6 protein-coding genes are annotated in these 5,451 nt (G+C 39.5%); 5 read left to right on the top strand and 1 reads right to left on the bottom strand.

Features of this window, described 5'->3' with window-relative positions; all coding sequences use genetic code 11:
• The first annotated feature begins 113 nt into the window (after nucleotides 1-113).
• The gene (locus CSX02_RS07815; protein ID WP_099386257.1) at nucleotides 114-1,769 is read left to right on the top strand and encodes a hypothetical protein; all 1,656 of its coding nucleotides are present in this window, start codon (nucleotides 114-116) and stop codon (nucleotides 1,767-1,769) included.
• A 53-nt stretch (nucleotides 1,770-1,822) separates the two neighbouring features.
• Here the strand turns inward: CSX02_RS07815 and CSX02_RS07810 are convergent, their stop codons facing one another.
• Nucleotides 1,823-2,704, bottom strand: coding sequence for a LysR family transcriptional regulator (locus CSX02_RS07810; protein WP_099386256.1), 882 nt, complete (start codon nucleotides 2,702-2,704; stop codon nucleotides 1,823-1,825).
• Between the two features lie 122 nt (nucleotides 2,705-2,826).
• Here CSX02_RS07810 and CSX02_RS07805 point away from each other — a divergent pair, with 122 nt between their 5' ends.
• Genes CSX02_RS07805 through CSX02_RS07790 form a run of 4 tightly spaced genes read left to right on the top strand, consistent with a single transcriptional unit; the run spans nucleotide 2,827 to nucleotide 5,124 of the window.
• Nucleotides 2,827-3,042 (top strand): hypothetical protein, encoded by a 216-nt coding sequence (locus tag CSX02_RS07805; protein ID WP_013282077.1) that lies wholly within the window; start codon nucleotides 2,827-2,829, stop codon nucleotides 3,040-3,042.
• 20 nt (nucleotides 3,043-3,062) lie between these two features.
• The gene (locus CSX02_RS07800) at nucleotides 3,063-4,064 is read left to right on the top strand and encodes an alpha/beta hydrolase (protein WP_099386255.1); all 1,002 of its coding nucleotides are present in this window, start codon (nucleotides 3,063-3,065) and stop codon (nucleotides 4,062-4,064) included.
• A gap of 4 nt (nucleotides 4,065-4,068) precedes the next feature.
• Nucleotides 4,069-4,611, top strand: coding sequence for a flavodoxin family protein (locus CSX02_RS07795; protein ID WP_099386254.1), 543 nt, complete (start codon nucleotides 4,069-4,071; stop codon nucleotides 4,609-4,611).
• The gene (locus CSX02_RS07790) at nucleotides 4,612-5,124 is read left to right on the top strand and encodes a cyclophilin-like fold protein (protein WP_189281430.1); all 513 of its coding nucleotides are present in this window, start codon (nucleotides 4,612-4,614) and stop codon (nucleotides 5,122-5,124) included.
• Nucleotides 5,125-5,451: the final 327 nt, after the last annotated feature.

Genomic DNA, 5,451 nt, shown 5'->3' with positions numbered 1-5,451 from the left:
ATCTCTGCGCATCCTCGCGGAGCGTTTATCTCAGTCGGAGATTGTAACCCCGACTGAGATGAAACCGTTTGCGTCTTAATAAAATATAATCAAAGTAAAAAGAGGTGTGGAATATGGAGAAAAAAATTCGGGTAACAACATTATTTTTGGCAATACTACTTGCGATTGTCGCGCTGTATCATCCAAATACTGTAAAAGCAGCCGATGTAATAGACGGCTTTCATGGAGGAAGTGGGACGAAAGATGATCCTTACCAGATAGCTACAGTAGAGGAATTCGAGATTTTAAGGGGAAATTTAAAAGTAGATGATGGATACGATCATGCGGATTTTTATGACACGTATTTTGTCTTAACAAAGGATATCGCGTATAACAGTTCCAAACAGATTAGTGCGCCGCAACTAGGATTGACCAAATGTAAGATTGATGGAAAAGGTCACACAGTCAGTGGCATCACATCCAACGGAAAATCTTTGTTCAACCGTGTAAATGAAACTGAGATTACAAATATTAAATTTAAAAATTGCAATCTTAAGAATACACCGCTCCTGGCGAAAGATATTTTTGATGGTAAATTATCAAATATTACTTTTTCAAACAGTAAGGTAAGTTTTAATAACCAGAATAAAAAAAATTTTAGAGATGAGTCCAATTATGGAGGCAAGTTACACTACGGTGGGCTTGTAAACTGGGTTTATGGTACCAAAACAGAAAAAGTAAATGTAAATATTAACATGACGATCAAGGGCACCGGTGTCTATGGCATGCTTTATGGAAATTTCAGAGGAAATGCAACAGGCATCAAGACTGCAGGAACACTCAATGCAGCAATACTTTATGTGAAAAAGAAGCAAGCGGTAAGCTGCATCGGAGGTATGTTCGGTAATATCGAAGGAACGGTTAGGGATTCTGTTAATAATGCAAAAATTACTGTTTCATTACCAAATAAAAAAGTAGGCTGCAATATTGCCGGTATCTCCGGACTCGGAAGCTATCCATTAGATGGTAAAAAAACCGGCTGCAGATATTATAAATGTAAAAACCAGGGAGCGATTAAGGTAACCACCAAATGGAAAAATAAAGAAAGACTACTTGTAAATGTTGCAGGAATTACCGCAGGTTTTACGGATGGAGATATTCAAAGTTGTTCTAACTCCGGAAGTATTACTGCTCCTTTCTCAGAAGGCATAGCCGGAATCACAAATACCGCAAACGGAACAATTACGAAATGCAGTAATTCCGGAAAGATTACAGGTGTGGATACAAAACAAGTGTCAGGAATCGTTAATTGGGCTTATAAGAATGTGAAAAGCTGCACGAATTCCGGAGCTATTAAAAATTCTGCCAGTATCATTCACTATGATGGAGATAGCAATGCAGCAGGTATCGTGAACTATGTTGATTCTGCATATAGAAATGTAACAATCCGCGATTGCAAAAATAAAGCCAAAGTGACGGCTGTCAATAAACGTTATCACGCCTCAAGTGCAGCAGGTATCGTAAATCACATTGGTCAGACGAAAAAACATCATAGTACTGTCTACAAATGCAGCAATTCCGGAACAATTTCCGGCGACGGCATCTCTTCAGGAATTGTAGATCGTTCCGGAAATTGGCAGGTGAAAAAAGGAAAGAATGTCATTAAATCCTGCACAAACACCGGGAAAATTTATACAAGAGGTAACGATAAGAAACCTGGAATCTGTGGTTATGCAGTCAATACTACGATTAAGGGATGCAAAAATAGAGGAAAGATAATAAAAAAATAATCGCAAGCTATCGATAAAAGCCCACTTATTCGTAAGTGGGCTTTTATCAGACTTTACATTTGCGATTGAAAGGCTTTCCTGATTTGCTCCAGAAATTTTTCGGCAATAGGCGTAAAGGTCTGATACTTATTCCAAATCAGATATAGCTCTGATTTCAGCTCAGGGGAAAGAGGTCTGAATACCATGTCTGTTCCTTCCGTATTGATCAGATGTTTAAACGTAAGAAGGATCCCGAGGTTTTCCCGCGCAAATACAGAACCGTTATAGGAAAGTCTGAAAGAACCTTCGAGCTTAAGCTCATGAAATCTGTCCTTGGACCATGCTTTGATTTCATTGTTCCAGCTTTGTTCAGAAACGAACAGAGGCTGGCCGATCAGGTCAGCGACATGGATGGCTTTTTCCTGCGCAAGGGGGTGGGATGAAGATATGATTGCGCCCCATACATCCGCTTCTGGAAATTTCACATATTCATATTTGTTGCTGTCCGGTGTTTCACATAGCACAGCAAAGTCCAAAAGGCCCTTATCAAGCTTTTCAGTAACCTGCTCAGTATCTCCGCTGGTTATATGATAGGTGAAATCAGGGTATTTTTCTTTTAATTTATAAATCTCTCTGGCAAGGTATCTGATCTGATAGCTCTCTGCCAGTCCAAAAAATATATCCCCACCTGTTATATCATCCAGGGAATTAAATTCCTGTTCTATCTTATCTGACATAGCCACAAGATCCTGAGCACGATCGCGTAGAAGCATTCCTTCGTCCGTAAGCGAAATGCTGAAACTGTGCCTTACGAATAACTTCTTCCCAAGTTCTTCCTCTAATGCTTTTAATGTTTTTGAAAGAGTAGGCTGCGATACATGAAGCTGCTCAGCAGCCTTTGACATATTTTCTTCCCTTGCAACTGCAAGAAAGTATTTGAGATTTTTTATTTCCATGAAAACCTCCATAAAGTTGACAATTTATGTGTTATTCCAAAAAGGAATATCATGATATTTATTTTATTCATTAGCGAAAAACTGGTCAAGGATTTATTATGAAATCAGAAGGAGCAAAAAAGATGGATACAGAAAAGATTCTTGAAAGCCTTTCAGACATGGGCTGCAATGAGAAAGAAATAAGCTTTATGAAAAAGATGTATGAAGAAGGAGATACAGATACACTTCTTAGAGATCTTAGAAAATGCCGGTGCCATCTTATGGATGAGCTTCATGACAGCCAGAAAAAAGTAGATAACATGGATTTTTTGATAAGACAGATTCAAAAAGAGAAATGATTCAAACGGAGGAATGTAAAATGATCAGAAAAGAAGAATTAAACCTTGTAACAGAATGGGATAAGACCTTTAAGAAAAGTGATAAGGTAGACCACAGCAAAGTTACATTTGTAAACAGATATGGAATCACACTTGCGGCAGATATGTATGTGCCAAAGAATGCAGAAGGTAAACTTCCTGCAATTGCTGTATGCGGACCTTTCGGAGCAGTAAAGGAACAGTGCTCAGGACTCTATGCACAGACAATGGCAGAAAGAGGCTTTTTGACCATAGCATTTGACCCGTCATTCACAGGAGAGTCCGGAGGAAATGTGAGATACATGGCATCGCCTGATATCAACACAGAAGACTTCATGGCTGCAGTAGATTTTCTCTCCTTAAATGAGAAGGTGGATCCGGATAGAATCGGAATCATTGGTATCTGTGGATGGGGCGGAATGGCTGTAAACACAGCAGCGCTTGATACAAGGATCAAAGCTACAGCTGCAATCACAATGTACGACATGACAAGAGTGAATGCCAATGGATATTTTGACTCGGAAGATAGTGAAGAAGCAAGATATCAGAAGAAAGCAGCTATGTGTGCTCAGAGACTGGAAGACCTTAAGGCCGGAGAATATAAGCTTGGCGGTGGAGTTGTAGATCCACTCCCTGAAGATGCACCATTCTTTGTAAAAGACTACTATGACTACTACAAGACTGACAGAGGTTATCACAAGAGAAGTCTTAATTCCAACGGAGGCTGGAATGTGATTGGTTGTGAGTCCTTCATTAACCAGCCAATCCTTAAGTACAGCAATGAGATCAGAAGTGCAGTTTTACTTGTTCATGGAGAAAAGGCACATTCATGTTATTTCTCAAAAGATGCTTATGCAGATATGGTAGGAGACAGTAAGTATGCAGACAATAAGGAACTTATGATAATCCCGGATGCTGTACATACTGATCTTTATGATGGCGGGGATAAGGATTATATACCTTTTGACAAGCTGGAGAACTTCTTTAAGGAGAATTTGGAGTAATGATATGAGTAAAGTATTAGTAATTTCAACAAGTCTTCGCGCAAAAAGCAATTCAGACATACTTACGGAAAAGCTTATAGAGGGAGCAAAAGCGTCAGGTCATGATGTGGAGCATATAAGCCTAAAAGGGAAAAATATCGGATTCTGCATCGGATGCCTGGCATGTCAGAATACCCAGAAATGTGTCATTAAGGATGATGTTGCCACTATTGCAGAAAAAGTAAAGAATGCAGATACTCTCGTTTTTGCAACTCCTATTTATTATTACGAGATGAGTGGGCAGATGAAGACTCTTTTGGACAGACTCAATCCTCTGTATCCTTCAGATTATAAATTTAGAAATGTATATATGCTCTCCGTCGCAGCTGAGGATGAAGAGTTTGTGCCTAAAAAGGCTGAAAGTGGACTCCAGGGATGGATTGATTGCTTTGAAAAAGCTCAGTTTTCAGGTTCCTTATTCTGCGGTGGCATAGGTGATATGGGTGAGGCATCTGAGAAAACAGAAGAGTTAAACGAAGCTTTCGAGTTTGGAAAGGTCATAAAATAAATGAAATTAATTATGAAAATGATCATGATGACACTTAGTGTGTTCATGATGCTTTGTGTCAGTGCCTGTTCAGGTGAAACGGAATCAGAAAATATTGAAAGAGAAAGCTCAGAAGAGAATGTCATGTCGGAATCAGTAGATGATGAAGCTATTGGAGATAATACAATGATAATGAAGATTGGCGATACAAAAGTTAATGTGGAATGGGAAGACAACCAGGCTGTAGAAGCGCTGCGGGATATGGCTAAAGATGGTGATATTACCATTCAGATGTCAATGTATGGCGGTTTTGAACAGGTGGGTTCCATAGGACAGAGCTTGCCACGAGATGATAAGCAGACAACAACATCATCAGGTGATATAGTTCTGTATTCAGGAAACCAGATGGTGGTGTTTTATGGTTCCAACAGTTGGTCATACACAAGGCTAGGTCATATATCTGATAAGGATGAAGCAGAGATGGCAGATCTTCTTTCTAATGGTGATGTTACGATAACCATTAGCAGGGAATAAGCGGATTTTAAGAAATGTCTGTAAAATGTCGGAGTCTTCGAGGAAAATGCATATTGGTAGATTGACAGAATTGTTATTATTAAGTAAAATCAGGACAGTTGATTATAAAAGGCGCCCATTGCTACCGAGTAGTGGGATTAACGTCATTTCTTTACCGTTAGGTCATAGCAGGTAGAGGAATGGCGTCTTTTATATAATTAGGAAATTCCTTCGGATTTCCTAATTATATAAAAGAGCTCCGCTATGGATGCGCACTCGCGCGATAGGAATATGTTGCCTTCAGCAACCGCGCTCGGCGCGAGCATGTTGCAAGCAACATGCTTTCTT

Source organism: Agathobacter ruminis (assembly GCF_002735305.1).
Lineage (GTDB): Bacteria > Bacillota > Clostridia > Lachnospirales > Lachnospiraceae > Roseburia > Roseburia ruminis.
Note: the sequence above shows the minus strand (reverse complement) of the source record. Positions and strands in the feature narration are given on the sequence as shown.